Origin of the sequence: Caldicellulosiruptor changbaiensis (assembly GCF_003999255.1) — a bacterium.
Lineage (GTDB): Bacteria > Bacillota > Thermoanaerobacteria > Caldicellulosiruptorales > Caldicellulosiruptoraceae > Caldicellulosiruptor > Caldicellulosiruptor changbaiensis.
In genome coordinates this window covers 695,308-720,035 of the sequence record NZ_CP034791.1, presented here as the reverse complement: position 1 = coordinate 720,035, position 24,728 = coordinate 695,308, and the positions used below count along the sequence as shown (strand labels likewise).

The following is a 24,728-nucleotide window of genomic DNA, read 5'->3' as shown; positions in this document are numbered from 1 at the left end:
TCAATCACCAATTATTGAAAAGACTATCTCTTGAAGCTTTTCAAGCCTTGTTTTTATCCCTGTCTCAACAAATCCATAAGGTGTTTCAATCACAATGTCACCAAATGAAAGTGCCTTGTCAACTTTTATTTCTACTTTGTCAACACCTTCAACTCCTCTTAAAATCTCATCTAAGTTTTGCTTCACATACTCAAAATCTTCTTCACTTGTCCTTATAACTAAACCATTTTTTATTGAAAGCTGAGAAATGGCATTTTTAATAAAATCTTTCAAAAACTCCTTATCCCGTGCTTCCTTTTCCACAACCTTTCCTACAATTTTGGGTACAAGAATCATTAATTCATTTTGAGCATCTTTTAGTATTCTTTCACGCTCGGCCAAAACCTGCATTTTCAGTATTTCTATCTCTTGCAGCCTTTTTTGATATTCTGCCTCAGCTGCTGCCAATCCCTGGCTCAAACCATCATTAAACCCTTTTTCAAAAGCCTCCTTTTTAATTTGTTCTGCCTGAGTTTCTGCTTCTCTTACAATCCTCTTTGCTTCTTCTTTTGCCTTTTCTAAGACTTCTTCTGCTTCTTTTCTAAACGCTTCATTCTGCTCTTGCTGCCGTTTGAATTCCTCTTGCTGTTCCTTTAATTTTTGCTCATAGTGTTCAATCTCTGCTTTCGCCTTTATAAGCTTTTCTAAAATTACCTTGTAGTTTGTCTCAACAGGATTTTGGATTAGCACTTGATTACTTCTAATCACATTAGACAATTATCTCATCTCCCCCGCCACGAGATATAACAATCTCGCCAGCATCTTCAAGCTTTCTTATTATATTGACAATCTTTTGCTGCGCCTCTTCAACATCGCGTATTCTAACAGGACCCATGTATTCCATGTCTTCTTGAATCATCTCAGCCATACGCTTTGACATATTGCTAAATATGACACGTCTGACCTCTTCAGTTGTGCCTTTGAGAGCAATTGCAAGTGTATTGTTCTCAACCTCACGCAGAACTCTTTGAATGGACCTGTTGTCAAGCTTGACAATGTCTTCAAATACAAACATGCGTTTTCTAATCTCTTCAACAAGCTCAACATCCTCAAGCTCTAAAGCTTCTAATATCCTTTTTTCTGTACCTCTGTCAACTGCATTCAAAATATCAACAATTGCTTGAATACCGCCAACAACAGTATAGTCCTGCATCACAACAGAAGACAGCTTTTTCTCAAGCACCTTTTCAACCTCACGAATGACATCTGGAGAAGTCCTGTCCATAAGTGCAATTCGCCTTGCAACTTCAGCTTGCTTCTCTTGTGGAAGCGATGCTAAAACTTGTGCTGCCTGCTGTGGTTTTAAATAAGATATAACAAGTGCAATTGTCTGTGGATGCTCATTTTGGATAAAGTTGAGAATCTGTGATGCATCAGCCTTGCGAATAAAATCAAAAGGCCTGACCTGCAAAGACACGGTCAACTTCTCAATAACCTCTCTTGCCTTTTCAGGGCCAAGCGCCTTTTCTAAGACCTCTTTTGCATAGTCAATACCGCCCTCTGCAATATACTCTTGGGCAAGGCAGAGGTTATAAAACTCTTCTAATATAGCCTGTTTTTGTTCAGGCGAAACAGTCCTTATATTTGCTATCTCTAAGGTAAGCTCTTCTATTTCCTCTTCTTTTAAATGTTTAAAGATTCGAGCAGATCGTTCAGGCCCCAATGCTATCAAAAGCATTGCAGCTTTTTGCTTGCCGGAAATCTCCCCCGCTCTTGGCATCTTTTATATCACTCCCAATCTTCATTAAGCCAGTTTCTAAGAAGCTGAGCAACAACCTCCGGCTTTTCGCGAAGAAGCTTATCTATCTGCTTTTCATATTGGCTTACACCAAATTCCTCTATATTTATCTCTTCAATTGGCTGCTCTTCTTTCTTCTTCTGTGCCTCTTGTAAAATCTCTTCAACCTTCTCTTGCTCTGAAGGTATACTTACTCCACCCACCCCTGCAAGTTCAACCTGTTTTGCAGGCTTGACCTTGAGAGATTTTATCAAAAGACTAATAGCAAACGCCATCAAAAGTAAAAATGCAAACGCAACATAGATATAATCAAGTGGAATCTGCCTTTGTGGTTTGTCAACAAATGTTGGAATTTCATATCCTTCAACTGTGACATTTTGAATCCCTGTTGCGCTTTTTACAAGGTTTACAATATTCTCAACCTCTTTTTGGTCTGTTAAAAATGACCTTTTGTTGTTCTGGTTTTGAAGCTTAAACTCATCCCAGCTCATTGTTTTCGCCTGATTAGTCTTTTCATAGTCTTCCTGTCTGTAAGTAACATATCTATAGAGCACAACTGCAATTGATGACTTGTCATAGTTGATTGTACCAGGTGCTTTAATTGTCTCAATCTTTTTTTCATTATTTTGGTAATTTACTGTCTCATCAGTCTTTGAATATGAAGACTGCCCACCTTGACTGCCAAGTGGGTATTGGGGATTATTTTGAGTGGGGTTTGTATCAGTACCTGGTATACCACTTGCCCCTGCATTCGTACTTTGTGCCTCTTCCTTAGTTGTCTTTCTTGAGACAACTATCCCACTGTCCTCTAAAACAGGGCTATACTTTGTTTCGCTTACCTTTTGCATATCAAAATTCATATCTAAATTTACGGAAACCTTTACATCCTCAGGTGAGCTTACATAGTTTCCAAGAAGTTCTTTTACCTTTCTTTCTATTTCATTCTTGGTTGCAATCTTTATCTGGAGTTGTTTGCTTGAAATTCCTTCGCTACCATCAAATGAGTTATCAGAAAGGTAATTTCCTTTATTATCAATTATTACCACATTCTCAGGTAAAAGTCCTTCTACCGATGCAGCAACAAATCTTTGAATGCCTTCTATCTGGTCGCTTGACAAACTTTTTTTGAGTGTGAGTTTCACACTTGCAGTGGGTTTTGTAGTCTCATCCTTTAAGGCAAATGTATAGTCTTCAGGCACACTCAAGTTCACAACTGCATCGTCTATGTAATCAGTCATCTCCTTTAAAGCCCTTTGAATTTCGCTCTCTTTTAGTTTTATAAACGTTCTCCTCTTGTCCGACTCTGTCGCTGTCATTGAGCTTGAAAGCTTTAGAGCATCTTCAAATGTAATCTCACTACTTTTAGGATAACCAGAAAGTGCTGCTGCCATTTTAGCTTTATCAATATCAGTATCTTTTACTAAAATAGTTGTACCACCATTTGTCACCTTTGAATCAATCTTTTGCTCAAGAAGAGTTTGTTGTATCTGCGCTGCATCCTTTGGGTCAAGGCCTGAAAAAAGAACTACATAATGAGGTCGTGTAGTAACGTAAAGAGCAATTATTACCGATAATATGATTATAGAAGATGATACAATAAGCATTATTTTCTGCGATTTAGAAAGTTTGTCTAACCTCTCTTTTATACTCTTTAAAAAATCATTTAAAAATTGAGGCAACTACAATACCTCCCCGCAAAGATATGCACACAGCTACACCTGCATACGCATAATCTCATTGTAAGCATCTAAAATCTTGTTTCGAATCTGTAAAGTAAGCTGCAGTGCCATTGACGCCTTTTCAGACGCAACAATTGCATCTTGGGGATTTGACGTAAGACCAAGAGTAAAGAGCTGATTTTGATAATCTGCTTCTTTTTGAAGATTATCAACGCCTTCTAACGCTTTGTAAAGAAAGTCTATAAACGATGTGGAAGAGTTTGATTTTTCATTTTTACCTACATCTGAAAATTGCTTTTCAAAAAGTTTTGATATACTATCAAAATTAATACTTCCTATCATTTTAATTAATACCCTCCTTTTAATTAATTACCAAGCCTTTCTACCTTTACTTTCCTATCTCAAATATCCTTGTTATCATAGATTTCGTAATATTCATAGCAGTGACATTTGCTTCATATGCGCGAGAGGCCTCAATCATATTGACCATTTCAGTAACAATGTCAACATTAGGGTAGTTCACATAGCCATTTTGGTCGCTATCTGGATGAGTGGGGTCATAGACCTTTTTAAACGGGCTTGTATCTTCAATAATTGCTTTTACTCTAACACCAGCGTATGTATCACTGCTTGCATTTAATTTCTCATTCAATATATCACCAAAACTTCGTTTTCTTTCTTCAAACACAACAATCTTCCTCCTGTAAGGAGTGCCATCTTCCGTGCGCGTTGTGTTAGCATTTGCAATGTTCTGGGCAATTACATCCATTCTTACTCTTTGGGCATGCAAAGCTGAGGCCGAGATATTTATAGCATCGAACATTCCCATTTTTTAATCTCACCTACCTTCTTTTATAACTGTTTTCCATTTGTTTATCTCTCTGGAAAGCTGAAGGCTTACACCGTCAAAGTACAGAGAGTTTTGCAAAAGTTTTCCCATCTCTTGCTCAATGTCGACTGTATTTCCATCAAGTCTCATCTGAAAGCTACTGTCTAAAATCTCAATCGCCCTATCTTTAGTACTGGTACCAGAACTTTGCTCTGCTTTTATATGTCTTTTGTCTGTTGTTATGAGCTCCAAGTTATTTTGGTCATTTAAATATGCTTGCAAAAACGCTTTGAAATTTAAATCCTTAGCTTTATATCCGGGGGTGTCGGCATTGGCAATATTGTTTGAGATAACTTCGTTCCTTTTCCACGCATAATCCAAAGCTTTTTTATAAAAGTCTATCTTGTCAAACATATTAATCATTTTTTTCTTTCTCCTTCTATTTCTCGACAATCTTTTATTCTATTTTACAAAATTTTTGATAAAAATACCATACAAAATTTTTTAAGGCAATGTCAGAACAAGATTAAAAAAGACAAGAGGATAGCAGGTTTTTACCCTACTATCCTCTTTAACCCCTTGAAATCTACGGCCTCTGTCAAAATCACTTTACCTTTAGTTTATCCTTATACTTTTCAATCTCACTTCTTACCATGTCATTTAACACCTTAATATAAGTGCCTTTTAGTCCCAAAGACCTTGTTTCAATAAGTCCTGCACTTTCAAACTTTCTGAGGGCATTTACAATTACAGATCTTGTAATTCCTACCTTATCTGCTATCTTACTTGCCACCAAAAGCCCTTCGTTTGTCTTCAGCTCCTCAAATATGTGAATTAGAGCTTCAAGTTCTGAAATTGAAAGTGTGTCAATTGCAGATCTTATCATTTCTCTTTTCTTCTTTTCTTCTTCATCCTCTTCTTTTGTCAAGTTCAAAAGGTCAAACCCAATAATAGTAGCAACATACTCTAAAAGAATTACATCATCTTCTGTAAAATTAGCATAGCTTTTAAGAGAAAATACTGTCCCAAATCGCCTTGTGCCACCTATTATAGGTATTATTGCGCAAACCACATCTTTTATATCAACCTTTGTACTTTCAATCTCGACAACCCTTGCTATTTCAGAAAGTGTTAAATTTACCCTTGTGTCAACAAATGACCACAAAAACTTTTGAATCTCTGAACTTAGCCTTTCGTTTTCAGAAAGTTTTAGATCAACATTTACAAATGGCATAAGATACTTGCTAAACACTTTACCATTTGCGTCAATGAAAAATACACTTGAATCTGTGACATCACCTAAAACACAGCAGAGCTTTTGAAAATCCAGAATTTCTTTTTCTTTGCTTTGAACAATCCTGTTTATCTTTCTGACCTTTTCGAGAAGACTTTGCTGCATGAATATTTTTGCTCCCTTCACAAGTTGCTAAAAAGTAAAGAACTTTAGATGATAAATCTATTCAGGTCCTTGTCCTTTATCATGTCTGAAACCTTAGAATATACATAGTCTTTGTCAATCACAACATCAATTGGCTTTTCGACATTCGCATACTCAAACGATATATCCTCCATTATCTTCTCAACAACAGTATGAAGTCTTCGCGCACCAATATTTTCACTTTGCTCATTTATCTTCACAGCAACCTTTGCAATAGCCTCTATTGCATCATCAGTAAACGTGATGTTCACACCCTCTGTCTTCATAAGCTCAATATACTGTTTTGTAATAGCATTTTTTGGCTGTGTCAAAATCTTTTTAAAGTCCTCTTCCGTCAAAGGATGTAGCTCAACAACAACAGGAAACCTTCCCTGCAACTCTGGTATTAAATCCGAGACCTTTGCAACATGAAAAGCTCCTGCTGCAATAAACAAAATATGGTCTGTCTTGACAGGCCCGTACTTTGTCATGACAGTGCTACCCTCAACAATAGGTAAGATGTCTCTTTGCACACCTTCTCTTGACACATCCGGACCTACACCTGAACCCCTGCCAGCTATCTTGTCAATCTCATCAATAAATATTATTCCATGCTGTTCTGCACGATGGATTGCTTCTTTTATAACCTCATCCATGTCAATCAGTTTATTGTACTCTTCTTGCTCCAAAACCTCTCGCGCTTCTCTTATTGTCATCTTCTTCTTTTTTTTCTTTTTAGGAAACAGAGACCCAAACACATCCTGAAACGATATTCCCATCTCATCAGAGATTGTGCCCATTATCATCTCAAATGGAGGTTTTACAGTGTCCTCTACCTCAACCTCTATTACCTTGTCCTCAAGCTCACCAGACCTAAGCTTTTCTCTTAAAATTTCTCTTTGTGTTCTGATATAGTCATCTGTTGTCTGGTAAGTCTGTTCGGGTTCTTGCGATGGAGCACCAAAAAGCGCCTCAAAAGGATTTTTAAACCCTGCCTTTCTCGCATGAGGTTCAGGGACTAATATCTCCAGAATTCTATCTTCAACAAGTGCCTTTGCTCTTTCCTTCATCTTCTCCATGTACTCGCTCTTGACAAGAGAAATCGCATTTTCCACAAGGTCTCGAACCATTGAATCAACATCTCTTCCAACATATCCAACTTCGGTGAATTTAGTTGCCTCAACCTTTACAAAGGGAGCATTTACAAGCTTTGCAAGCCGTCTTGCAATCTCTGTCTTACCAACACCTGTTGGTCCCACCATCAAAATATTCTTGGGTGTTATTTCATCTTGAAGCTCTTTTGGGAGCTTTGCACGCCTGTACCTATTTCTCAGGGCAATGGCCACACACCTTTTTGCCCTCTCTTGACCAACTATATACTTGTCAAGTTCTCTTACTATCTCTTGAGGTGTTAATTCATTCATCTCATTATCACCTACAATTCTAAAACTGTAATATTGTTATTTGTGTATATACAAATAGACGCTGCAATCTCTAAAGCTTTTTTAGCAATCTCAGCCGGCTCAAGGTTAGTGTTCTGAACAAGTGCCCTTGCTGCAGCCAGTGCATACGGCCCGCCAGAGCCAATTGCTGCAATGTTGTCATCAGGCTCAACAACCTCGCCACTTCCAGAGACTACAAACAAATGCTCAGAGTTTGCAACAATCATGAGCGCCTCAAGCCGTCGTAGAATTTTGTCCTGTCTCCACTCTTTTGCAAGCTCAACAACGCTCTTTTGCAGATTACCACTATTTTGTTCAAGCTTTTCTTCAAACTTTTCACAAAGGGTTATTGCATCTGCAACAGACCCAGCAAAACCAACCAAAACCTTGCCATTGTAAACCTTTCGCACCTTTTTAGCATTCTGTTTCATTATCATGTTCTGTGAAAATGTGACCTGGCCATCACCAGCTATAGCAACCTTTTCACCTTTTTTCACAGCCACAATTGTTGTTGCATGAAACATAGCAAACCTCCATAAATTTTAAATTATTCAAAAATCTGATTAGCTATCTCCCTACATATACTTAAAGACTTTTCAGCAATCAAAAGTTTTTTCTTTTCCTTGTCTTTTATTCTTGCAATCTCCTCATCAATTGATATTATACCATAGTTTGCATTCATGGGCTGAAAATCTTTTTTGGGTGTTGTTATATACTCAATTAGAGCACCAATACAGGTACTCGGAGGAAAAGTAATTTGAGCTCTGCCAAGAACATATCTTGCAGCGCTTATCCCTGCCACAATCCCAGTTGCAGCAGACTCTAAATATCCTTCCACACCTGTTATCTGCCCTGCAAAGAAGATATTTGGATATTTCTTAAGCGAAAGAAACTTTGTTAGAACCTGTGGTGAGTTTATATAAGAGTTTTTGTGCATAACACCATACCTTACAAACTCTGCATTTTCCAAGCCTGGAATGAGCCTGAAAACCCTTTTTTGCTCACCCCATTTGAGCCTTGTCTGAAACCCAACCATGTTATAAAGCCTTCCATCTTGAGTATCTTTTCTAAGCTGCACAACTGCATACGGTATCTTACCGGTTTTTGGATCAATTATACCAACCGGCTTTAGCGGCCCAAATCTGATTGTGTCAATTCCTCTTCTTGCCATTTCTTCAATTGGCATACAGCCTTCAAACAACAAATCTCTTTCAAAGTCTTTTACTTCGATGACTTCAGCATTTACAAGTTCATAGTAAAACCTTTCATACTCTTCTTTTGTCATAGGACAGTTTATATAATCATCTGTACCTTTGTTGTAACGCGATGCAAAAAAAGCTTTCGAAAAGTCAATAGAGTCTTTAAGCACTATTGGCGCTGCTGCATCAAAAAAATAGAGATTTTTGCTATTGCAAAGCTTTGATATATCCTCAAGAAGACTTTCTGTGGTCAAAGGACCTGTGCTAACAACTACAACCTCGTCTCTTGGGACTTCTGTTACTTCTTCGTGTATAACTTCAATTAGAGGATTTTGTTTTATCTTCTTTGTTATATACTCAGAAAATAAGTACCTGTCAACTGCCAAAGCCTGACCTGCCTCAACTTGAGTATTGTAAGCTGCCTCCATCACAATTGAACCAAAGAGTTTCATCTCCTCTTTTAAAAGCCCTGATGCGTTTGTCAAAAGCTTTGATTTTAGAGAATTGCTACAAACAAGCTCTGCAAACCCTTCCTGTTTGTGTGCAGGTGAAAATTTCTTCGGTTTCATTTCATATAGTCTTACTTTGATGCCAAACTTAGTGATGGCATTTGCAGCTTCGACACCTGCAAGTCCAGCTCCGATTACTGTTATTCTCATATCTTCACTCACCTTTTTCAACTATCTTTTCTTCATACCCACAAGATTCATTTGAACATACAAGTTTTTTGCTTCCCTTTTTGCCTTTTTCAAACATCAACTGATTGCATTTTGGACAGTTTTTGGCTGGCCTTTCCCATACTATAAAGTTACACTCAGGGTAGCTTTCGCATGTGTAATACTTCTTACCCTTTTTTGACTTTTTCTCAATAAGTTTTTTACCACATTTCGGACATAAAACATCCAAATAGTCAAAATAGGGCTTTGTGTTTTTGCATTCCGGATAGCCTGGGCATGCTAAAAACTTACCATATCGTCCTTTCTTTATAACCATCTTTCTCCCACAGTTTTCACAGACAACATCTGTCTCCTCATCGTCAACCTTAATCTGCTGCATGGTATTTCGAGCTGTTTCAAGCTCTTTTTCAAGCGGCAGATAAAATTTTCTTACAATCTCCACCCAATCAGCTTTGCCTTCTTCTATTCTATCAAGATTTTCTTCCAGCTCTGCTGTAAACTCAATGTCTATTATGTCCTTGAAGTACTCTTTTAAAATATTTGTGACAACCTTTCCAAGCTCGGTTGGTTTTAAAAAGCGATCCTCTTTAACAACATAACCTCGCTCTAAAATTGTCTGAATGGTGGGAGCATAGGTGCTTGGTCTTCCTATTCCTTTTTCTTCTAATGCTTTTATAAGCGTTGCTTCTGTGTAGCGCGAAGGCGGCTGTGTAAAGTGCTGCTTTTTCTCAAGCTTGATTGGCTTTAACATCTCGCCCTCAAAAATCTCTGGAAGCTGATTTTCTTCCTCTTCTTCGTCTGTATCCTTTCCTTCAACATATACTTCCATAAATCCTGCAAACTTTAGCTTTGAGCCTGTGAGTTTAAAAACATAACCTTCAACTTCCAGCTCTGCTGACAAAGAGTCGTATATGCTACTTTCCATCTGTGATGCTAAAAATCTGTCATAGATGAGCTTGTACAGCCTGTATTGGTCAGGCGTCAAAGAGTCTTTTATGCTCTCCGGGTCTTTTTCGATATACGTTGGTCTTATCGCTTCATGCGCATCTTGAGCATCCTTTTTTGTCTTGTACACTCTTGGTTTTTCAGGAACATATTCTTTACCAAACCTCTGCAAAATTATTCTTCTTGCAGCCTCTTGTGCCTCTTCAGCAACCCTCGTTGAGTCTGTTCTCATGTACGTAATTAAACCTACGCTTCCCTCACCTTTTATCTCAACGCCTTCGTAGAGCATCTGGGCAATCATCATGGTTTTAGCAGGTGTAAATCTTAGCTTTCTTGATGCTTCCTGCTGTAAAGTACTTGTTATAAAAGGCGGGGGCGGGTTTTTCTTCTTTTCAGAGATTTTGAGTTTTGTTACTTTGAAGTCTTTATCTTTGATTTGATTTATAATTTTATCTACTTGTTCTTGATTTTTAAGCTCAAGCTTACCTTTTTTGCTACCGTAAAACTTTGCCTTAAACTCTTGATTATCTTTTTTGAATACCGCCTCTAAAGTCCAGTACTCTTCCGGTTTGAATTTTTCTATCTCCTCTTCGCGTTCAACAACAAGCCGTGTTGCAACAGACTGGACACGGCCTGCAGAAAGCCCGCCTTTTACCTTTTCCCACAAAAAAGGGCTGAGCTTATACCCAACAAGCCTATCAAGTACCCTTCTTGCCTGCTGGGCATTTACAAGGTTTTGGTCAATAGGCCTTGCATTTTTCAGGGACTCTTGCACAGCCTTTTTTGTTATCTCATTAAAAGTGATCCTCACCTTATCGTTCTGGTCAAGACCTAAGATTATGGCCAAATGCCATGAAATTGCTTCACCTTCCCTGTCAGGGTCTGTGGCTAAGTACACCTTTTCTGCTTCTTGTGCGGATTTTTTGAGCCTGTTTATCACATCTGCCTTTCGGCGAATGTTTATATACTTTGGTGCAAAGTTGTTTTCTATATCAACACCCAAATCACTCTTTGGCAGGTCTCTTATGTGTCCCATTGAGGCTTCTACCATAAATTCTTTGCCAAGATACTTTGCAATTGTCTTTGCCTTTGCAGGTGACTCAACTATGACAAGCTTTTTCAATGAGTGTTTACCCCCTATATCGTGGAATTTTTTTACATCTTAATAATCACATTTCCTCTTTCTCTTATAACTTTGCCTTTTATCTCAAGCGAGGTTATCACACTTGCAACCTTTCCTGCTGACCAGTTTGTCAAAGAAATCAAATTCTCAATATGAGCCTCTCCTATAGCATCTAAGAGTTTTAAAATAGTATTCTCTTCCTCAGAGAGTTCTTCCTCAGTATCAAATATACTAAGTTGTCTTGGGTAAAGGTTATAAATCTGCTTTAAATCCTCTAAAAAATCCTGATATGAACATACAATCCTTGCACCTTCTTTTATTAGCCTGTTTGTACCACTACTCTTTTGTGAAAGAATATTCCCTGGCACAGCAAAAACCTCTTTGCCCATCTCAAGTGCAAAGTCAACAGTTGAAAATGTACCACTCTTTTCTGCTGCCTCAATCACAACCAAGCAAGGCGAAAGCATCGCAACAATCCTGTTTCTTTGTGGAAAATTCATCCTATCTGGCAGCGTCTTTGGCAAGAATTCAGAAATCACACATCCTTTTTCTACAATCTGGTTGTACAGCTTGTAATTTTCCTTAGGATAGACAATGTCAACACCACAGCCTAAAACAGCAATTGTGGTGCCATTTTCCAAAGCTCCCATGTGACAAAACGTATCAATTCCACGCGCCATACCACTTACAACAACTATATTTTGCTGTGCAACCAAACCTGCAAGATCTTTTGCAACTCTTTTTCCATAATATGTTGGCTCTCTTGTCCCAACCATTGATATTTTATATTGAGCCTTTAGAACGTTTACATTGCCTTTTGCAAAGAGTATTACAGGTGAGTGATCAAAGTTTCTAAACTCTGTTGGGTAAAATTCATCATCTTCAAGAATTATATTTATACTATTCTTGATACAAAATTCAAGGACTTTTTCTGCCTCATTCAAATCAGAATTTCTAATTAGCTGTGTGATGGTTTGAGAAAAGCCATCTAAATTAAATTCTCTCCTATTCAAATACGCATCCTCTAAACTTCCAAACTCTTGTTTTATTTGCCGGAACTTTTTGGGACCTATTCCTTTTATTGTATAAAGCCAAAGCCAGTAAAGTTTTCTCTCATCACTCATGTTTTAAAATCTCATCCCTTTTTTTAATAATTAATCTTTTCCTTTGATAACACCAAGTGGTGTCATCTTAGCAACAGGCACGGCAAGCCTTGAGGTAATAACCGAATTTATAACAGTATCGATGTCCTTATAACTTTGCGGACTTTCATCTAAAAAATCCTTTAGATTCTTTGTATTTATCAGTATCTCATTCTCCTGGCCTTGTCTTAGGGCCTTTGAAAATTCTTCTACCGAAATTGTCTTTTTTGCCTTGTTTCGAGAAAGTACCCTTCCTGCTCCATGGTTGACTGTGTGATAGCTAATTATATTGTCTTCAATTCCTCTCATAAGATATGAACTTGAACCCATGCTTCCCGGCAAAATCACAGGATGCCCTGTTTTTAAAAACTTTGGATTTGAAATTAAATAGTGATTCTGTGGCAAAGCCCTTGTCGCACCCTTTCTTATTACAAGCTTTTCTCTGTTTGCAAATCTTTCCATATACGCTATATTGTGTGCAACATCATAAAGTACCCAAGCATCAATCCCGTGTTTGTCCAAAATGGATATTATGAAATTGCTCATATAATGGCGATTGACTTTTGCATAAATTGCTGCTGACTGCATAGCTTTAATATAATCCTTTGCAACTTTGTTGTCAATTGGCAAAAAGGTAAGCTGTGGGTCTGGAGTTGTGATACCTTTTGATTTCATCACATCTTTAAATTTTCTTTGATAGTAATCCCCAATAACTGATCCAAACCTTCTTGAACCTGAGTGGATCATCACAACAAGCTGGCCCTCAAAAAGTCCCCACTCTTTTGCAACCACCTCATCTATTACGTGAAGCTTTTGAAACTCAATAAAATGATTACCGCCACCAAGTGTTGCAAACTGCTCTTTGCCAATTTCATACGCTTCATCGGGAATTGTGTCAAGGTCAAACTCATGAATCAAAATCATTTTGTCTGATATGTCTTTGTCAATTTCCGTGTTCTGCAAGTACTCCTCATACTTTGCGTAAGATAGTGAAATTTTTTTGTTCTTCTTCCCGACCCCCGTTGGAATCAGCTCTTCTATCTCACTCATCATCTTTTTTAGAAGATTTTTGTCTACATCATCTGCATATGATTTTGTCAGAACAAGCCTCATACCACAACCTATGTCAACACCCACAATTGTTGGCGAAATCCAAGCCTTTGACATATCCCACACAATTATTGTCCCAATTGATGTACCCTTGCCAATGTGCGCATCAGGTGTATAGCCCAAAAACTCTACGTTTGGAATCTGGGATGCGTTTTTTGCTTGCTGCAAAACACCTTCATCCAGCTCTTTTAGTATTTCTTCTGTCATGAAGAAAATTGCATAGTCATTGGTGTACACTCCGTCCCTTATCTTTTTCATAAACCAAATCACCACTTTCTGAAAATTTTTCTCCAATGGTTTGAACTATTTGATAAGATGAGTTAAAATTTCTATAAACAACTCAATCAAGAGATTATCAACAATGATTATTGTATTTGCTTTTATTTCATTTTTGATTGGAAGCATACCCTTTTCGTATATTATCACAAAGAAGTTTTTCAATAAAGATATAACAAATGCTCCAGACAAAAATCCAGGTGCAACCAATGCATTTAGAATGGCTGGAGTGAAAGCAGGTGTGCCTTCACTTATTTTGGACATTTCAAAAGGATATTTTGTAGCTTACATAGCCAAATACGTGCTTTTTTTGAAAGGACCAGATCTTTACATTGTTGTTTTTATGGTTATATTAGGTCATGCATATTCTGTTTTTCTTCATCTCAAAGGTGGAAAGTCAATTGCTACGAGCTTAGGAGTGTTATTTTCACTCTATGGGATAGCTCCAATAATATTTTTTGCTCTCGGATCATTTTTAGGGCTTTTGATGTATAAGAAAGACAACCTCGGGACTGTTCTTGGAATATGGTCATTGATGATTTGGGCAAGATGTATTTACTTACCAATTGAAGAATTGGTGTTTTTGGTATTGTTATGCGCATTCTTGACATATAGACAGTTGAGAACCTTACCTATTGAAATGGACCTACTGAAAGTAGCAAAAGGTATGCTTAAAGCATAATTCAAAAAGGGCAAGCCTTTTTTGACCAATAGCTTGCCCTTTCTTGTTATATCCTTTAAAAATGTAAAGCTTACCTTTTTTAGCTCTTTACTTCTTCTATTACAGACAAATCAACCTTGTTCTGAGGAATACCTTGTTTTCTCTGCTCCCACAGCTTATCTGCAACCTTGCCCCATTTTTCTGAGTATTCAAGTAGCTTGTTTGCAAGCTCTTCAGCAGTTTCTGTCTCACCACCAATTTGGGTTGGATGTGCACCTGATTCTTCAACAATCTTTTTGAGTTTGAGCGGATTGTCAATCATTGGACAAGGCCTCAAATGATTCTCATTAAACGGAATATTTTTTCTGTATGCCATAAACAGCGGTGATTTTAGCGCATCAAGCAGTGAACATTCTTTTATGTTGACATTTGAGAAATGGATAAATGCACAAGGCTCAACATCACCGTTTGCGTTTATGTGAAGGTATCTTCTTCCACCTGCAATGCATCCACCAGCAGGTTCTCCATCGTTCCAGAAATCAAGAACAAATATTGGTTTTGACCATCTTATCTCTTCTATCCTCTTGTACATGTACGCTCTTTGCTCTGGTGTTGCCATGTATGATATATCCGCATCCTTGCCAACAGGAACATATGTGAAGTACCAGCCAAACTTGGCACCTTTCTCTATCAAGAAATCTATATACTCATCAGACGATACCTCTTCTACATTGTACCTGTGATATGTTGTTGAAAATCCAAATACAACACCTGCTTCTTTTAGTTTTTCCATTGCTGTGACAACCTTTTTGAATACACCCTGACCGCGTCTTTCATCTGTTGATTTTTCAAAGCCATCAATACTGATTGCAAATGCTAAGTTACCTACTTTTGCAACCTTTTCAATGAATTCATCATCCATTAGTGTGGCATTTGTAAATGACAAGAACACTGTGTCTTCGTACTTTTCGCATAGCTTTAATATGTCGTCTTTTCTCAGAAGCGGTTCTCCACCTGAGAAGATTATAAAGTATACTCCTATCTCTTGAGCTTCTTTTACTACTCTGTCTAAGATTTCATAATCAAGTTTAGCAGCCTTTTGATATTCTCCTGCCCAGCAGCCTTTGCAGTGCAAGTTGCAAGCAGCTGTCGGGTCAATCAAAATAGCGTATGGAATGTTTATATCGTATTTCTTAATGAGCTCTAATTGCTTTGGTACACCAATAAAGCCTGCATTTAAGAAGAAATTGATAAGAATTCTCTCTCTTACCTTTGGATTTGTCTCTTTTATAATTCTCATTGCATAGTGATGCCAAGAACTATTGGGGTCAAGCAAATACTTCTTTGCACTCTGTATATACCACTTATCCCTCTCACGCCTTACTATCTTTTCTGTAAGGTCCAAAATCTTGCCCATATTCTCTTCGGGGTTATTCGAAAGATACCTAATCACCTGTTTTAATACTGCTTCGCCTATCACTCTTTTTGGAAGTTCCATTTCCTCCCACTCCCTCTTTTTTATTCGCTCTTATTATAACTCTTTTTCGTAAGATGTGTCAATATTTATATATGCATATGTGTATATAAGTATGTTTATTTTTGTTCAAAAACGTGCTATAATTTAATTGTCATAGTCTTTTGTACGAAGGGGAGAGAAAATGACAAGGTTAAATGAAATACTCTACGCATTATCAGACACAACAAGGCTTAGGATATTAAATATATTAGCCCACAGCGAGCAAAATGTAAGTAGTTTAGTAAAGTTAATCCAAGAAAGTCAGCCAAAGGTGTCGCGCCACCTTGCATATCTTAAAAATGTGGGGCTTATAGAGGCAAGAAACCAGGCACAAAAAAGAATTTATTCAATTAAAGCAGATGTGTTTGAAAAATACCCATTTTTAAAAGCTCTTATTTGTGACCTTGCTAAGGTTGAAATATTTGCAAATGATTTAAAGTTACTTTATTCTGCAACTTAGTTTTTTATTTATTATTGAAAATCGAGTTTTAAAATTAAAAAGAAAAAGGGACTGTCCAATAAGATGTTGGGGTAGTCCCTTCTTTATAATATTTGTTTGAACATGATTAAATAATAAGCACTCAAAATATTTTTAGCCAGCCACTTTTCTCTAAATATTATTTTGCCCCAAAATATAGTTAATAAACTTGTCATTTTTCAAATTCAATTTTTTTGTAATTGCTTTTAAAATAACGGTAAACAGTTTCCATAAAACAAAGCCCATAAAAACACCAAAGGTATTTAAAATAATATCATTTATATCACATGTTCTGTACGGGAATTTTATCAAAAAAGAAATAAGTAGTTGAAGTAATTCAATACTTATTGAAAAAGCTATACCTTTCAATAATACCTTTTTTATTGACTTATTTCTTAATAGTGGCAATAAAAAACCAAAAGGAATTGTAAGCAAAATGTTATAATAAAATTGTCTATTTAAAGTAATATTAGCAAATGGTTTTATATTCATTGTTGAGAGAATATCTATCTTTGAAGATATTTCTCTAATGGTTGGTGAAAAGATAGGAATTGGGAATATAGTAAATCTTAATACCTGTAAGATATATATAAAGAACAAAGCATTGAAAAAAACAGAGATGAACTCCTCATTTCTTTTTTTTCTCAAATAAACACAGTACATTATCAACAGGAGTATTCCTAATAGCCATATAGAAATATCAAAGTCTAACATCCTGCACCACCACTTTCACCAACAATAGTTTATTCTGTCTTCAAAATTCCACTACCTTTTATATTGTATCCATCATCTTCTATTTTGTAAAATACAAGATAATATTGTCCTGACTTTTGTTCTCCAAAAGATTTTGAAAACTCGACTTCTGTTCCTTCAGGTAATTGTGGTATAACATCTCCCTTTCCAACATTTTCATCAAGTCCAAAACTTGATTTCCAAACTTCATACTTAATTCTGTTTGGAGTTTCACCAAACCAGCTATCTTTTGAGTAAATCCATATTTTACCACTTATGCTCATTTTTCCAGCATCCATTTTATAATATATACCATTTTCAGCTCAATTAACATATCGATAATCCATTGTAAAACTCCAGCTACTTGTATTTGGAAATGAAAGTAGTAAACATACACAACATACAACCAAAATTATTATAACTGATAAACACCTCTTTTGCACCATATCACCTCTTATTGGATATATTTGCGATATTAGTATTATAAGTTTTTGTTCTTCATTTGTCAAATATGTTTTTAAAACTTTGCTTTCTTTTTCTTAGTCAACTCTTGTTTTTCTTAAAATATTATGTATAATATATTTAGTTGCAAACTATTTGCAAGTAGGTGGAAGGAATGATAAACCAGGACATTAAGTCTATTTTAAATTTACACAATATCAAAGCTACCTGGCAAAGGATTGAAATATACAAGGTTTTAAATAGTTCAAATCAATGTTTATCAGCTGATGAAATACTCAATATGCTAAAAAACAAAAATTTCAAAATTAACCTCGCAACTGTATATAGAAACCTTGAACTTTTTGTTCAAAATGGAATTGTAGTGAAATCTACTATAAATAGAAAACATTTTTTTGAAATAAAGAAAAATGAGCATCACCACTATTTTGTATGTATAAAATGCAATGCAAAAGCCGAAATTGTAGACTGTAAGATAAATCTAATTGAAGAGGAATTAAACAAAATGAACTTTAAAATTCTGGACCACAATTTGGAAGTGTATGGGATATGCGATAAATGTTGTGGGAGGGAAGAACAATGAAGAGGATAAAGCTGCTAACTATACCCCTTCTTATTAGCTTCATGGTTTTCTTAAGTAGCTGCAAAAATGAAGCTTTAACTACCACCAAAGGCACAGTCTACACTACAATCTATCCTTTGTATTCTATTACAAAACTTATAGCAGGACAGAAGATAACAGTTGAAAAGCTTGTAAAGGACGGTGCGGAAATTCACTCATTTGAACCATCTTCACGTGACATTGCCAAGCTCACATCAGCAAAAGCGGTGATATATCTTGGGCTTGTTGATGAGTGGGTTAAAAAACCTCTTGAGGGAACAAAGGTCAAAATCTTTAGAGCATCTGAAGGTATAGAGTTTATAGATAGTGACCCTCATATATGGACATCACCAAGGCTTTTAAAGAAAATAACAAGAAATATTGAAAATGCCTTGACAAGCTTAGATCCAAAAAATAAAAGTTATTACCAACAAAATGCTTCAAAACTGATTGCAAGTCTTGATAGGCTTGATAAGGAATTTTCTTCTGTTGTGAAAAACTCAAAAAGAAAAGAATTTCTAATTGCTCATCCCTCTTTTGGCTACTTAGCAAGAGACTACAGCCTCAAGCAGTATTCAATTACCGGTGTGAACGAAGAAGAAGAGCCATCGGCTCAAAAAATGAAAGAGATTGTTCAGTTTATAAAGGAAAAGAACATAAAGTACATTCTTGTTGACCCAAATGAAAATTTGCCTGCTGTAAAGACTATCGCAAAAGATACTGGCATCAAAATTGTAAATATCTATGGAATGGGAATTGTAAATTCATCTCAAGCAAGAAATGAGACAATACTCAGCCTTATGGAAAAGAACTTAAAAGCATTTGAGATGGTTTTAAAATAAATGTTGCAGGAGAGAAAATCAGAATGATTGAACTTATAGATGTAAACTTTTATATTGACCAGAAAAGAATCCTAAAAGACATAAACCTCAAAATTCAAAAAGGTGAGTTTGTTGCCATAGTCGGACCAAACGGTTCTGGTAAGACCACACTTTTGAATATAATCTCAGGGATTTACACACCAACAAGCGGAAAAATACTAATATTTGGCAAACAACATCTTACCCCACAGGATAAGCAGAAAATATCCTTTGTCCCTCAAAAGGTCACAAATTTTAATCAGAGCTTCCCTTTGAGCGTTTTTGAAACTGTACTTTTAGGACTAGTGCCAAAAAAAGGATTGCTTCAGAGATTTTCAAAGCAGGACTTTGAAAAAGCTGAAAGCATTTTAGAAAAGCTTCAAATAAAGCAGCTCAAAAACAGGCTGATAGGTCAGCTTTCTGGCGGACAGCAGCAAAGAGTATTTTTAGCCCGCGCGCTCATATCAGACCCTCAAATACTTCTTTTAGATGAGCCAACTGTGGGGATAGACAGTCTCTCTGAGCAGCTTCTTTTTGAAATTCTTGGGGAGAAAAAGAAAGAAGGAACAACAATATTAATGGTAACACACGATGTGTATGCTGTAACTCAGCATGCTGATACCATAATCTGTATGGGGGATGGTATGATTTACACTGCTTGCAGCGCAAAAGAGTTTTCCCCCTCAAAATTTGAAAGTGTGTACAAATATAAGATTAAGAAAATTGAACACAGACACTCTTATACTAAAAAAGAATAAAATAACAGGATGTGATATTATGCTTCAATATGAATTTATGCAAAGGGCTTTTTTAGCAGGTGTGCTGGTTAGCATCATGACCTCGCTTGCTGGAAACTTTCTTGTACTCAAAAGATTTTCACAGATGGGAGATTCTCTTTCACACACGGCAATTGTTGGTGTTGCAGCAGCACTTCTTTTAAATTTTAGTCCAACCATTGGCGCAATTATCTCAACAGTTGGATTTGCTATAGTTCTTGAGTATTTCAAATCAAGATTTAAAAGGTTTGAAGAAGTATCTCTTGCCCTTGTTTCAATCACTGCTTTAGGGCTTGCATCAGTTCTGTTTGGAATTTTAAAAAGCAGTAGCAACTTAATGAGCTTCCTTTTTGGAAGCATAGTCGCAATTGGGAATGAAGATGTATGGATTATCTTTGCAGTATGCCTTTTAACAGTCACTTTTATAGCAATGTTCAGAAAAAGACTTATTCTTGCTACATTTGATGAAGTTAGCGCAAAGGTCTCTGGAATAAACACAAAACTACTTGATTATTTGCTGAGTATTGTTTCAGCAACAATAATTGCTGTTTCACTTAAGATTGTGGGCGGTCTTTTAATCTCAAGCATGATTGTTTTCCCAACAGCAATTGCGATGAGATTTTCAAAAAATTTCGGAATGCTTCAAGTAGTTTCACTTTTAGTATCTTTAATTGCAATAATAGCAGGACTTACTTCCTCTTACTATATCGATATCCCACCTGGCGGTGCAACAGTTTTGACATTTTTGGTCATATTTTTTATAGCTGAAATCATCAATATTACAAGAAAAAAACATATTAAAAAAACTTCTAAATAAGTCTTCTTTCCAACAGCCTGTAAGAGATTGCCTCTTGCAGGTGCTCTGCTTTTATCTCTTCGCTTCCTTCTAAATCAGCAATTGTTCTTGCAACCTTCAAAATTTTGGTATATCCTCTTAGCGATAGCCCCAAAGTAGTAAACGCTCTTTCAAGCAGCTGCTTTTCTTTTTTCGAAAGTTTACAAAATTTATTCACAAGCGACCCTTTCATCTGAGAATTATAAAATATGCCAAGCCCTTTGAACCTTTCAAGCTGAATTTGTCTTGCTCTCTCTACTTCTTTTCTCATAGCTGCTGAATCTTTGCAAATTGAGGAATTGAAGTTTTCAAGCTTTACAGACTTTACTTCAACCTGAACATCAATTCTGTCCAAAATAGGACCAGAAATCCTTCCAAGATACTGCTTAATTTGAGCAGGTGTGCATGTGCACTCCCTCTCATCTGACAAAAAATAGCCACATTTGCAAGGGTTCATGCTACATACAAGCATAAACCTTGCAGGATATTCAATTGATGCATTTACTCTTGAAATTGTCACATATCCATCCTCAAGAGGCTGGCGGAGAACCTCTATTGTCTTTTTATCAAACTCAGGAAACTCATCTAAAAACAAAACGCCATTGTGCGCAAGAGAAACCTCACCTGGTTTTGGAATCTTACCGCCACCAATTATAGCAATTGATGAAGAGGTGTGATGTGGACTTCTAAAAGGCCTTGCAGTGATAAGCGCCTGACCATCTTTCAAAAGTCCTGCACAGCTATAAATTTTTGTCACTTCTAAGCTCTCTTCAAAGGTCATTGGAGGTAAAATTGTGGGAATACGCTGAGCAATCATGGTTTTGCCGCTACCTGGTGGGCCAATCAAAAGTAGGTTGTGCATTCCTGCCACTGCTACCTCAACTGCTCTTTTGACATATTCTTGTCCTTTTACCTCTGAAAAGTCAACATCATATGTAAAGATATCAAGAAGATTCATCTCATCTATTTCAACCTTATAAGGTGTGGCACTCTGAGGGTCATCCAAAATCTCCACAGCTTCTTTTAAAGTTTTCACAGGAAAAACATCAATTCCTCTCACAACGCTACATTCTGCCCTGTTCTCATAAGGAACAATAATCTTTTTGATACCATTTTCCAAAGCTGCAATTGTCATAAGTAAAGCTCCATCCACTCTTTTGACACTTCCATCAAGAGAAAGCTCTCCAATTATTGCAACCTCATATGGGCTGATTTTAGGGTTTATCTGCTCAGACGACTTTAGTACAGAAATAGCCACAGGCAGATCAAAAGATGAACCTTCCTTTCTGGTGCTTGCAGGTGCAAGATTAACAATTATTTTTCTGGTTGGAAATTCAAAACCACTGTTTTTTATTGCCACCCTTATTCTTTCTTTTGCCTCTTTAATAGTCGCATCAGGAAGGCCGACTATATCAAAGCTTGGAAGGCCATTTGACATGTCTGTTTCAACTGTAACAATATAGCCTTTTATGCCAAGGTAAGAAGATGTCAAAACTTTTGCAAGCATTTTTTATATAGCTTTTCCTTTCCTTTTTTTATTAAAACTTTATCACAGCAAATTTTATTTTTCAATATAAACAAAAAGGCCCTTTTTCAAGGGCTTATGTTTTTGAAGATGGTGAGCCATCCGCGACTCGAACGCGGGACACCCAGCTTAAAAGGCTGGTGCTCTGCCTACTGAGCTAATGGCCCATATATAAGGTGCATTGTTATTATAGCTGATGTCTCCTGACTCTACAATACCAAACTTTTGTTCGAAATATACGAACAATTAACTTAAAATGATTATACTGTAAAGTTTGTAAAGTTTACAATAAATATCAATTATTTTGGACATACTTTTTTATACAACAAATATATTCTTCAAAATCTTGTATCTTTTCTTTTATAAACCTATAAACCAAACTATCATCAATTTCCCAATAAAGATGTACCAGTTTGTTTCTAAACCTTGCCATTTGAGAAAGCCTTGTGCTAAATTCGTCATTAATAATACCTAATTGAGACAATGCCAAAAATATATCTGCATATGTTTCAGGCGTTTTTATATTTTTACCTTTTGTTTGTTCTATTGAAATTATTCTATTTCCAATGTTGATACATGTTTCAATTGCAATTTGCAAATACCTTTGCACTGCACCTTTTAAGATTTCATTTGCCATATATTCTTCAAAATCAACTTTTGATATGTCTTTCAACAACTCTGTATATTTTTTTAAGAGCTTTAAATGAAATAATATTTTTTCGTCCATATCCTAAAAACAAACTCCTCTCAATAAATCTTTATAAAGATTTTAAAAATTCCCTATAAAATTCTTCCCTGTAAGGCTTTATATCAAGATATTTTGATATGACCTCTGTTTGAAAGTCAACCATTTTTTCTGTATTGCTACAGTAAACTATCTTCCCAGTTTTTAATACTCCGTATCTAACAGATAAAGGTGCGCTATTGAGAACAACAAGATCAACTTCATCAGTTTTAAATATTTTTATAAGCCCATCAAGAATCTCATTTTCAAGTTCTTCTACTATTCCTTTGGAAAGTTCCTTGTCAAATAAAATTGCTATGTCTATATCAGAAAGCGGAGTATACGTGCCCATTGCAAATGAACCAAAAAGATAAGCAGCAACAACCTTGTTCCCAAACCTGCTGAAAAATGCACCCAAATCTTTAATAACTTTTTTAGCATGATCAATATCAATTTTATTTCTTCTTATCACTTTCAAAGCACCTTCTATTATCAAATTTTTGTTCTACTTAACTTTTTTCACCTTCGTCTTATCCCCAAGTTTAGTTTAGAAAAATTGTAATACAACAACTTACCAACTAATCTTCGAACGAAAATATACTCTTGCAGATATAATGTGCAACCAACAAAGATAACAAAAAATCTATTCCAGGACTATTAGAATACTGAAATACAAACACAACTATAAACATAAGAAAAAATGAGATAATAAAAACACCCAGTAGATAAGAGAGTGCACCTTTTCTGAGTTTCACTTTTTATCAACTCTCTCCTATAGTGATTCAAAGCATTTTTAGAATTATTTTATCAAAAATTCCTGAGTTGCGCAATAAAAGAGGATGCCTCTTGTAAGCACATCCTCTTTTTGTTATCTTCATTTTATTATCAAACAAACAATTTTCTTTCAAACTACAAACTTGACAGTTTCAATTTAATTTAAATTCAAATGGCTCAATTTTTAGATATTCCTCTTTTGTATTTTAGAAGTTAAGTTTACAACTACAATAAAAACGACTGTTATAAATAGCATTAATATTGCTATTAAAATGTTTTTCATCTTTTTTATTTCAATTGCAGTTTCATACAAAGGCTTATAACTACTACCGCCTAAAAGAACATTGTGCGGATCTTTTTGCATATCTTCTAATAGTTTTAATATTTCCTTAGGTCTATTATTCAAGCCCTCTTTAATTTCTTTAAAACTCCAGATTTGCTTTCTATACATTTGTGGATTTGAAGAATCTGCAGCATCAGTGCACCACCAGTTGCCATCTTCAGAAACAACATATAATGACCTTTCAAGAGCGTCAACAATTTTAACATTTGGATGTTGTCCTTTGCTTCTTAAAAATTCTTTCATAAATATAATTGCTTCTCCTAACCCACTGTATCCCATTGTTGATTCTGAAATAATATAATCATTATAATTTTTATCCCAATCAATTAACATGTATCCAACAGGTTTTCCGTCGTAAAAGATTATTCTTGCCCACATATTATGAACAAATTCTGTATTGAGTGCATCTTCAAATGTTTCTAATTTTAAATTTTCTATTTTATTTTTGAAACCCTCTTTTAAGTATAAAATTTTTGTGTGCCCGTTAGACGCTAATTTCGATTCTAAAGGAAATACAAACAATTTATAGAGTTCATACTCATCACTCAATTTAAACTTCTTGAAATCATAAGAACCTTTGTTGCCAGTAAGTTCATCCAATTTCATTTTAAAAGAACTATCTCTATTTAGAAGTTCAAGCAGAGCGTTCAAATGGTGTTCAGCCGCAAGCTGTCTTCTAAGTTTCATAACTTCTTCGTTATGGTTTATAATAGAATTTGAATTAGCAAACACTAATACTGTCATGTTAAGTAAACATACCAATATAAAGACAAATATTATTAAAAAGATGCTGGACCTTCTCATAGTCTCTTCTCTCCTCTCCATCTT

At 35.9% G+C, this 24,728-nt stretch carries 26 protein-coding genes and 1 tRNA gene; 6 read left to right on the top strand and 21 right to left on the bottom strand.

The genetic code is table 11. The annotated features are described in order from the left end of the window. The 13 genes from ELD05_RS03305 to ELD05_RS03245 form a co-directional block, all read right to left on the bottom strand. On the bottom strand, window positions 1-747 hold the full coding sequence (locus ELD05_RS03305) for a FliH/SctL family protein (protein ID WP_241243671.1): 747 nt from the start codon (window positions 745-747) through the stop codon (window positions 1-3). A gap of 1 nt (window position 748) precedes the next feature. Continuing rightward, a complete protein-coding gene (gene fliG, locus ELD05_RS03300; protein WP_127351347.1) occupies window positions 749-1,759 on the bottom strand; it encodes a flagellar motor switch protein FliG in 1,011 nt (336 codons plus the stop codon). A gap of 8 nt (window positions 1,760-1,767) precedes the next feature. Continuing rightward, window positions 1,768-3,456 carry a flagellar basal-body MS-ring/collar protein FliF gene (gene fliF / locus ELD05_RS03295; RefSeq protein WP_127351346.1) on the bottom strand — a complete coding sequence of 563 codons (1,689 nt, stop codon included), beginning with the start codon at window positions 3,454-3,456 and terminating at the stop codon, window positions 1,768-1,770. 33 nt (window positions 3,457-3,489) lie between these two features. Then, complete coding sequence (fliE, locus tag ELD05_RS03290; RefSeq protein ID WP_011916794.1) at window positions 3,490-3,798, bottom strand: flagellar hook-basal body complex protein FliE; 309 nt, start codon at window positions 3,796-3,798, stop codon at window positions 3,490-3,492. Between the two features lie 46 nt (window positions 3,799-3,844). After that, entirely contained in the window at window positions 3,845-4,285 is a 441-nt protein-coding gene (gene flgC / locus ELD05_RS03285; RefSeq protein ID WP_127351345.1) for a flagellar basal body rod protein FlgC, read from the bottom strand. Between the two features lie 9 nt (window positions 4,286-4,294). Beyond that, window positions 4,295-4,708 (bottom strand): flagellar basal body rod protein FlgB, encoded by a 414-nt coding sequence (flgB, locus tag ELD05_RS03280; RefSeq protein WP_127351344.1) that lies wholly within the window; start codon window positions 4,706-4,708, stop codon window positions 4,295-4,297. 181 nt (window positions 4,709-4,889) lie between these two features. After that, window positions 4,890-5,684, bottom strand: coding sequence for a GTP-sensing pleiotropic transcriptional regulator CodY (gene codY / locus ELD05_RS03275; RefSeq protein ID WP_127351343.1), 795 nt, complete (start codon window positions 5,682-5,684; stop codon window positions 4,890-4,892). Window positions 5,685-5,728: 44 nt separating this feature from the next. Further along, window positions 5,729-7,126: an ATP-dependent protease ATPase subunit HslU gene (gene hslU, locus ELD05_RS03270; RefSeq protein WP_127351342.1), complete on the bottom strand. Its 1,398-nt coding sequence runs from the start codon at window positions 7,124-7,126 to the stop codon at window positions 5,729-5,731. A gap of 11 nt (window positions 7,127-7,137) precedes the next feature. Further along, a complete protein-coding gene (gene hslV, locus ELD05_RS03265) occupies window positions 7,138-7,668 on the bottom strand; it encodes an ATP-dependent protease subunit HslV (protein WP_011916789.1) in 531 nt (176 codons plus the stop codon). A 23-nt stretch (window positions 7,669-7,691) separates the two neighbouring features. Then, on the bottom strand, window positions 7,692-9,002 hold the full coding sequence (gene trmFO / locus ELD05_RS03260) for a methylenetetrahydrofolate--tRNA-(uracil(54)-C(5))-methyltransferase (FADH(2)-oxidizing) TrmFO (RefSeq protein WP_127351341.1): 1,311 nt from the start codon (window positions 9,000-9,002) through the stop codon (window positions 7,692-7,694). 4 nt (window positions 9,003-9,006) lie between these two features. Further along, window positions 9,007-11,088, bottom strand: coding sequence for a type I DNA topoisomerase (gene topA / locus ELD05_RS03255; RefSeq protein WP_127351340.1), 2,082 nt, complete (start codon window positions 11,086-11,088; stop codon window positions 9,007-9,009). Between the two features lie 32 nt (window positions 11,089-11,120). Beyond that, the gene (gene dprA / locus ELD05_RS03250; RefSeq protein WP_127351339.1) at window positions 11,121-12,212 is read right to left on the bottom strand and encodes a DNA-processing protein DprA; all 1,092 of its coding nucleotides are present in this window, start codon (window positions 12,210-12,212) and stop codon (window positions 11,121-11,123) included. 30 nt (window positions 12,213-12,242) lie between these two features. After that, a complete protein-coding gene (locus tag ELD05_RS03245; RefSeq protein ID WP_127351338.1) occupies window positions 12,243-13,598 on the bottom strand; it encodes an RtcB family protein in 1,356 nt (451 codons plus the stop codon). 103 nt (window positions 13,599-13,701) lie between these two features. On the opposite strand from ELD05_RS03245, the gene ELD05_RS03240 reads away from it, so the two are divergent. Next, window positions 13,702-14,298 (top strand): glycerol-3-phosphate acyltransferase, encoded by a 597-nt coding sequence (locus ELD05_RS03240; protein WP_127351337.1) that lies wholly within the window; start codon window positions 13,702-13,704, stop codon window positions 14,296-14,298. A gap of 79 nt (window positions 14,299-14,377) precedes the next feature. Here ELD05_RS03240 and ELD05_RS03235 read toward each other — a convergent pair whose 3' ends face one another. After that, entirely contained in the window at window positions 14,378-15,775 is a 1,398-nt protein-coding gene (locus ELD05_RS03235) for a radical SAM protein (protein WP_127351336.1), read from the bottom strand. Window positions 15,776-15,935: 160 nt separating this feature from the next. Here ELD05_RS03235 and ELD05_RS03230 point away from each other — a divergent pair, with 160 nt between their 5' ends. Then, window positions 15,936-16,253 carry an ArsR/SmtB family transcription factor gene (locus tag ELD05_RS03230; RefSeq protein ID WP_127351335.1) on the top strand — a complete coding sequence of 106 codons (318 nt, stop codon included), beginning with the start codon at window positions 15,936-15,938 and terminating at the stop codon, window positions 16,251-16,253. A gap of 150 nt (window positions 16,254-16,403) precedes the next feature. Here the strand turns inward: ELD05_RS03230 and ELD05_RS03225 are convergent, their stop codons facing one another. Both ELD05_RS03225 and ELD05_RS03220 read right to left on the bottom strand, forming a co-directional pair. Beyond that, a complete protein-coding gene (locus ELD05_RS03225) occupies window positions 16,404-16,934 on the bottom strand; it encodes a VanZ family protein (RefSeq protein WP_241243670.1) in 531 nt (176 codons plus the stop codon). An 80-nt stretch (window positions 16,935-17,014) separates the two neighbouring features. Further along, the gene (locus ELD05_RS03220; protein ID WP_127351333.1) at window positions 17,015-17,302 is read right to left on the bottom strand and encodes a hypothetical protein; all 288 of its coding nucleotides are present in this window, start codon (window positions 17,300-17,302) and stop codon (window positions 17,015-17,017) included. Between the two features lie 317 nt (window positions 17,303-17,619). Here ELD05_RS03220 and ELD05_RS03215 point away from each other — a divergent pair, with 317 nt between their 5' ends. Genes ELD05_RS03215 through ELD05_RS03200 form a run of 4 tightly spaced genes read left to right on the top strand, consistent with a single transcriptional unit; the run spans window position 17,620 to window position 20,516 of the window. Then, window positions 17,620-18,045 (top strand): Fur family transcriptional regulator, encoded by a 426-nt coding sequence (locus ELD05_RS03215; RefSeq protein ID WP_127351332.1) that lies wholly within the window; start codon window positions 17,620-17,622, stop codon window positions 18,043-18,045. Next, entirely contained in the window at window positions 18,042-18,905 is an 864-nt protein-coding gene (locus ELD05_RS03210) for a metal ABC transporter substrate-binding protein (protein ID WP_127351331.1), read from the top strand. Before ELD05_RS03215 ends, ELD05_RS03210 begins: the two co-directional genes overlap by 4 nt. A 23-nt stretch (window positions 18,906-18,928) precedes the next feature. After that, window positions 18,929-19,681, top strand: coding sequence for a metal ABC transporter ATP-binding protein (locus ELD05_RS03205; protein WP_127351330.1), 753 nt, complete (start codon window positions 18,929-18,931; stop codon window positions 19,679-19,681). Window positions 19,682-19,700: 19 nt separating this feature from the next. Next, on the top strand, window positions 19,701-20,516 hold the full coding sequence (locus ELD05_RS03200) for a metal ABC transporter permease (RefSeq protein WP_127351329.1): 816 nt from the start codon (window positions 19,701-19,703) through the stop codon (window positions 20,514-20,516). Here ELD05_RS03200 and ELD05_RS03195 read toward each other — a convergent pair. The 5 genes from ELD05_RS03195 to ELD05_RS03175 form a co-directional block, all read right to left on the bottom strand. Then, on the bottom strand, window positions 20,509-22,041 hold the full coding sequence (locus ELD05_RS03195) for a YifB family Mg chelatase-like AAA ATPase (RefSeq protein ID WP_127351328.1): 1,533 nt from the start codon (window positions 22,039-22,041) through the stop codon (window positions 20,509-20,511). The two genes, ELD05_RS03200 and ELD05_RS03195, sit on opposite strands and share 8 nt — an antisense overlap. A 109-nt stretch (window positions 22,042-22,150) precedes the next feature. Then, window positions 22,151-22,226, bottom strand: a tRNA-Lys gene (locus ELD05_RS03190). 128 nt (window positions 22,227-22,354) lie between these two features. Next, a complete protein-coding gene (gene hepT, locus ELD05_RS03185; RefSeq protein WP_127351327.1) occupies window positions 22,355-22,786 on the bottom strand; it encodes a type VII toxin-antitoxin system HepT family RNase toxin in 432 nt (143 codons plus the stop codon). Between the two features lie 31 nt (window positions 22,787-22,817). Beyond that, entirely contained in the window at window positions 22,818-23,255 is a 438-nt protein-coding gene (mntA, locus tag ELD05_RS03180) for a type VII toxin-antitoxin system MntA family adenylyltransferase antitoxin (RefSeq protein ID WP_127351326.1), read from the bottom strand. A 486-nt stretch (window positions 23,256-23,741) separates the two neighbouring features. Beyond that, complete coding sequence (locus ELD05_RS03175) at window positions 23,742-24,725, bottom strand: hypothetical protein (RefSeq protein WP_241243596.1); 984 nt, start codon at window positions 24,723-24,725, stop codon at window positions 23,742-23,744. Window positions 24,726-24,728: the final 3 nt, after the last annotated feature.

Excerpts from the sequence above, each read along its gene's own strand:
- fliG (WP_127351347.1), bottom strand. The coding sequence starts at position 1,759 with ATGCCAAGAGCGGGGGAGATTTCCGGCAAGCAAAAAGCTGCAATGCTT.
- fliE (WP_011916794.1), bottom strand. The coding sequence starts at position 3,798 with ATGATAGGAAGTATTAATTTTGATAGTATATCAAAACTTTTTGAAAAG.
- flgC (WP_127351345.1), bottom strand. The coding sequence starts at position 4,285 with ATGGGAATGTTCGATGCTATAAATATCTCGGCCTCAGCTTTGCATGCC.
- flgB (WP_127351344.1), bottom strand. The coding sequence starts at position 4,708 with ATGATTAATATGTTTGACAAGATAGACTTTTATAAAAAAGCTTTGGAT.
- codY (WP_127351343.1), bottom strand. The coding sequence starts at position 5,684 with ATGCAGCAAAGTCTTCTCGAAAAGGTCAGAAAGATAAACAGGATTGTT.
- hslU (WP_127351342.1), bottom strand. The coding sequence starts at position 7,126 with ATGAATGAATTAACACCTCAAGAGATAGTAAGAGAACTTGACAAGTAT.
- hslV (WP_011916789.1), bottom strand. The coding sequence starts at position 7,668 with ATGTTTCATGCAACAACAATTGTGGCTGTGAAAAAAGGTGAAAAGGTT.
- trmFO (WP_127351341.1), bottom strand. The coding sequence starts at position 9,002 with ATGAGAATAACAGTAATCGGAGCTGGACTTGCAGGTGTCGAAGCTGCA.
- dprA (WP_127351339.1), bottom strand. The coding sequence starts at position 12,212 with ATGAGTGATGAGAGAAAACTTTACTGGCTTTGGCTTTATACAATAAAA.
- ELD05_RS03245 (WP_127351338.1), bottom strand. The coding sequence starts at position 13,598 with ATGAAAAAGATAAGGGACGGAGTGTACACCAATGACTATGCAATTTTC.
- ELD05_RS03240 (WP_127351337.1), top strand. The coding sequence starts at position 13,702 with ATGATTATTGTATTTGCTTTTATTTCATTTTTGATTGGAAGCATACCC.
- ELD05_RS03235 (WP_127351336.1), bottom strand. The coding sequence starts at position 15,775 with ATGGAACTTCCAAAAAGAGTGATAGGCGAAGCAGTATTAAAACAGGTG.
- ELD05_RS03230 (WP_127351335.1), top strand. The coding sequence starts at position 15,936 with ATGACAAGGTTAAATGAAATACTCTACGCATTATCAGACACAACAAGG.
- ELD05_RS03225 (WP_241243670.1), bottom strand. The coding sequence starts at position 16,934 with ATGTACTGTGTTTATTTGAGAAAAAAAAGAAATGAGGAGTTCATCTCT.
- ELD05_RS03220 (WP_127351333.1), bottom strand. The coding sequence starts at position 17,302 with ATGGATGCTGGAAAAATGAGCATAAGTGGTAAAATATGGATTTACTCA.
- ELD05_RS03215 (WP_127351332.1), top strand. The coding sequence starts at position 17,620 with ATGATAAACCAGGACATTAAGTCTATTTTAAATTTACACAATATCAAA.
- ELD05_RS03210 (WP_127351331.1), top strand. The coding sequence starts at position 18,042 with ATGAAGAGGATAAAGCTGCTAACTATACCCCTTCTTATTAGCTTCATG.
- ELD05_RS03205 (WP_127351330.1), top strand. The coding sequence starts at position 18,929 with ATGATTGAACTTATAGATGTAAACTTTTATATTGACCAGAAAAGAATC.
- ELD05_RS03200 (WP_127351329.1), top strand. The coding sequence starts at position 19,701 with ATGCTTCAATATGAATTTATGCAAAGGGCTTTTTTAGCAGGTGTGCTG.
- ELD05_RS03195 (WP_127351328.1), bottom strand. The coding sequence starts at position 22,041 with ATGCTTGCAAAAGTTTTGACATCTTCTTACCTTGGCATAAAAGGCTAT.
- hepT (WP_127351327.1), bottom strand. The coding sequence starts at position 22,786 with ATGGACGAAAAAATATTATTTCATTTAAAGCTCTTAAAAAAATATACA.
- ELD05_RS03175 (WP_241243596.1), bottom strand. The coding sequence starts at position 24,725 with ATGGAGAGGAGAGAAGAGACTATGAGAAGGTCCAGCATCTTTTTAATA.